We start from the raw sequence: 3,273 nt of genomic DNA on the forward strand, positions 1-3,273 counted from the left end.
ATAACAAAAAACGTCTACACTCTTCTTTGGGATATAAAACCCCTTATGAAGTAGAACAAGAATTTTATCAATTTAAATATGTAGCTTAGGTCTTAAAAAAATTGTCCGACTTTTTGTTGCAAGTCCAAAGTGAGAGTGTTATTTTTGATAACACAAAAATTAAAACTTTTGTACCTGAATTTAAAGCAATTATACCTTTTGCTGAAGGTGTAAAAAGAATATTAAAATGGTTTGATGAAAAGCCTGAAAGGAAATTCATCAATAAAGAAACAAATACTAAAATTGATGCAGTTTTAAATGCATATAATTCATTGCAACTTTAATTAAGATGAAAGATAAAATACATAAAGAAATACGTTGGGGTATGATAGGTGCAGGTGATGTATGTGAAGTTAAAAGCGGACCTGCTTTTCAGCAAATTTCCAATTCAAAACTTATGGCTGTTATGCGTAGAAATGCCGAAAAGGCAAAAGACTTTGCAAAACGGCATAATGTTCCAAAATGGTATACTAATGCTGATGATTTATTTAACGACCCTGAAGTAAATGCTGTATATATTGCTACACCGCCTAATTCACATAAAGAATATACCTTAAAAGCGGCAAAAGCAGGAAAACCGGTTTATGTTGAAAAACCTATGGCACGTAGCTATAAAGAGTGTATGGCTATGGTTAATGCTTGTAACGAGGCAAAAGTACCTTTATTTGTTGCTTATTACCGCCGTTCGTTACCTAATATTCTTAAAGTGAAAGAAATTTTGGAGAGTGGAGTTATAGGAGATATTCGTTTTGTACATATCAAAATTCAAATGCCTTTACAGCCCAAAATTGTTGGTGCATGTAAAGATCCTGATAATTGGAGGATTTTACCTGAAATAGCAGGAGGAGGCTATTTTTATGATTTAGCGTCTCATCAGTTAGATACAATGGATTTTCTATTCGGACCTATTACAGAAGCCTCTGGTTTTTCATCTAATCAAGCAAAGATATATCCTGCAGAAGATATTACCGTTGGTACTTTTAGGTTTGAAAATGGGATTTTAGGACATGGAATTTGGGCATTTAATACCGGGAATGTTTCGGAAGAAGAAGTTACAACTATTGTTGGTAGCAAAGGGCAAGTTTCTTTTCCATTTTTTGGCAACAATAAAGTTACTTTAGAAGTGGATGGTGAACCTAAAGAGGTTTTTCAATTTGAGATATCAAAACATATCCAACAGCCACTTATTCAAACTGTTGTTGATGAACTTTTAGGTAAAGGGAAATGTTCAAGCACAGGAGTGTCAGGAGCTAGAACTAATTGGGTAATGGAACAAATTTGCAGAAATATTTAGTTAGAGTTTAAAATCAGTAAAAAAACTAAGTTATTAAAATTTAGATATTACTTTTTTGGCATTTGGAAACTCCGGCATTTTATTAATTAAATAAATATAGTAATTTCTTACAATTACACCTTTGTATTCAATTGAATAAACGGTTTTGTAAATGATATTTTCAGAGCCAATTTTTGAAATCATATCATCATCCATAGGAATATTATCAACAAAAACAGCTTTTTTGTCTTTAATTTGATTGTAAGGTATACCCCATAAATCAAATTGATTCATTCTCCTTTTTTTGTAAGGATAGCAATATGTTGCAGGTAAGTTAGGTCCGTAATAGGCAAATTCTGAAGCAACCTGGTATCGGTTAGATAAAACCACATATTCTTCACCATTACATTGTTTGTCCATTTCAGTATAAACATAAGTTGCAAATTCTTCCCAATTAACTAAATTTCTGAAAGGGTCAATTTGAGCCGGAATTATTTTAGAAACAGGTTTGGCATATATATTTAGAATAGGTTGAAAAATCAATAATAATATCAAACCGGAAGTTATTGCCAGATATTTTTTTACCGATTTTTCTTTTATAAGTCCCGATCTCCAGACTGTTGTAAGTAAAACAATATACAAAGGTATGTAAGAAAACAATAGCCAGTTAATATAAACACGTCTTATAATTGTAACCAGAGAAAAAATGATGTAAATAAAAATTGTAGTAGCAATTATATACTGCTCAAAATCTCCTTTCAAATAACTTTTAATTTTGTATTTATCCCAAAAAACGATTATAAAAAGCAGGGGAACATTTAGTAAAAGTTGCCCACCAATCAGTTCAGCTTGGCGCGATAAAAGTCTTTCCCAATGTATAATATCATGACCTGATCCGGCTAAAGTTGTTACATGAAACATACCAACCATTCCGTTTTTTATATTCCAATAAATTACAGGTGAAAACATAAGAAAAGCTATGGCTAAAGATATGTAATATCCCTTTTGTTTTAAAAGCTCTCTTTTTTTAATTAGTAAATAAAATAAAGAAAATGGAATAAAAAATAGTATTGCATATTTAGATAGCATGCCTAATCCCATTGCAATTCCGGTAAAAATCCAATATTTGAGTTTGTTATGTTGAATGGCAATCCAAAAATAATAACAAGTTAGTAACCAAAATAAAGAAACTAAAACATCAGTAGTAAAAAATAATGAAATATAATGATAAGACGGTAGAAACAAGAGTCCGGCAGAAATAAAAAAAGCCATTTTTTTAGAATTGTATATTTTTAATACAATATGGTAGGTTGCTAAACCTATAATAGCACCATAAAAAATTGCATTGATACGAACTGCCCACGGATAGTCTCCAAAAATAAAACTGGTAATTTTATTAAGATAAGCTATTAAAGGAGGTTTAGAATAATATGATAAATCAAGATGTTTAGACCATAGCCAATATTGAGTTTCTTCAGCATCCAAATCAACCCATTCTGAAATAACAAATAAAAATCTAAAAAAGCTAACACCTAAATAAAGTAATATAATAGATTTCCATCCGTAGTTTTTTTTAAAATACATATTAAATTATTTTAAGCAATAAATAATTGTTTAAAATATCATAAATCAGAAATTCTCTATTTATTTTTTCGGTTATATCAATTATTTATCTATATCAATATGTTAATATTGAAAGGTATATATTTTTTTAATAGATTCAAAAATGATTTTTTGAAAAAATAAATTATATTTTTTTTGATAAAAGCTTATTTCTTCTTATGAAATATTTATAACAAAGTTAGACCGATTTATTTAAATATGCAATTACTTTTTAACCCAAGTTGCAGCCAATAAGTTAAAATACTGTTAAATTGAGTCAAAGAAAATCCATAAAAACGCGGACTTCATGCTATTAATCTTGAATATTCCAATAAAATAAGGGGTTGCGTTTTGGAATT

At 29.3% G+C, this 3,273-nt stretch carries 3 protein-coding genes; 2 read left to right on the top strand and 1 reads right to left on the bottom strand.

Annotation, left to right across the window (positions count from 1 at the left end; translation table 11 throughout):
- The first annotated feature begins 113 nt into the window (after positions 1-113).
- Together HGB55_RS14615 and HGB55_RS14620 are read left to right on the top strand one after the other, a co-directional pair.
- Positions 114-323 carry a hypothetical protein gene (locus tag HGB55_RS14615; protein ID WP_168817757.1) on the top strand — a complete coding sequence of 70 codons (210 nt, stop codon included), beginning with the start codon at positions 114-116 and terminating at the stop codon, positions 321-323.
- A gap of 5 nt (positions 324-328) precedes the next feature.
- A complete protein-coding gene (locus HGB55_RS14620) occupies positions 329-1,333 on the top strand; it encodes a Gfo/Idh/MocA family protein (RefSeq protein WP_168817759.1) in 1,005 nt (334 codons plus the stop codon).
- A 33-nt stretch (positions 1,334-1,366) separates the two neighbouring features.
- Here the strand turns inward: HGB55_RS14620 and HGB55_RS14625 are convergent, their stop codons facing one another.
- The gene (locus HGB55_RS14625; RefSeq protein ID WP_168817761.1) at positions 1,367-2,896 is read right to left on the bottom strand and encodes a glycosyltransferase family 39 protein; all 1,530 of its coding nucleotides are present in this window, start codon (positions 2,894-2,896) and stop codon (positions 1,367-1,369) included.
- Between the last annotated feature and the right edge of the window lie 377 nt (positions 2,897-3,273).

This window comes from Lutibacter sp. B1, assembly GCF_012524075.1.
Taxonomy (GTDB): domain Bacteria; phylum Bacteroidota; class Bacteroidia; order Flavobacteriales; family Flavobacteriaceae; genus Lutibacter.

What these genes read in the sequence shown, in the direction of transcription:
- HGB55_RS14625 (WP_168817761.1), bottom strand. Translation starts at nt 2,896, where the DNA reads ATGTATTTTAAAAAAAACTACGGATGGAAATCTATTATATTACTTTAT.
- HGB55_RS14620 (WP_168817759.1), top strand. Translation starts at nt 329, where the DNA reads ATGAAAGATAAAATACATAAAGAAATACGTTGGGGTATGATAGGTGCA.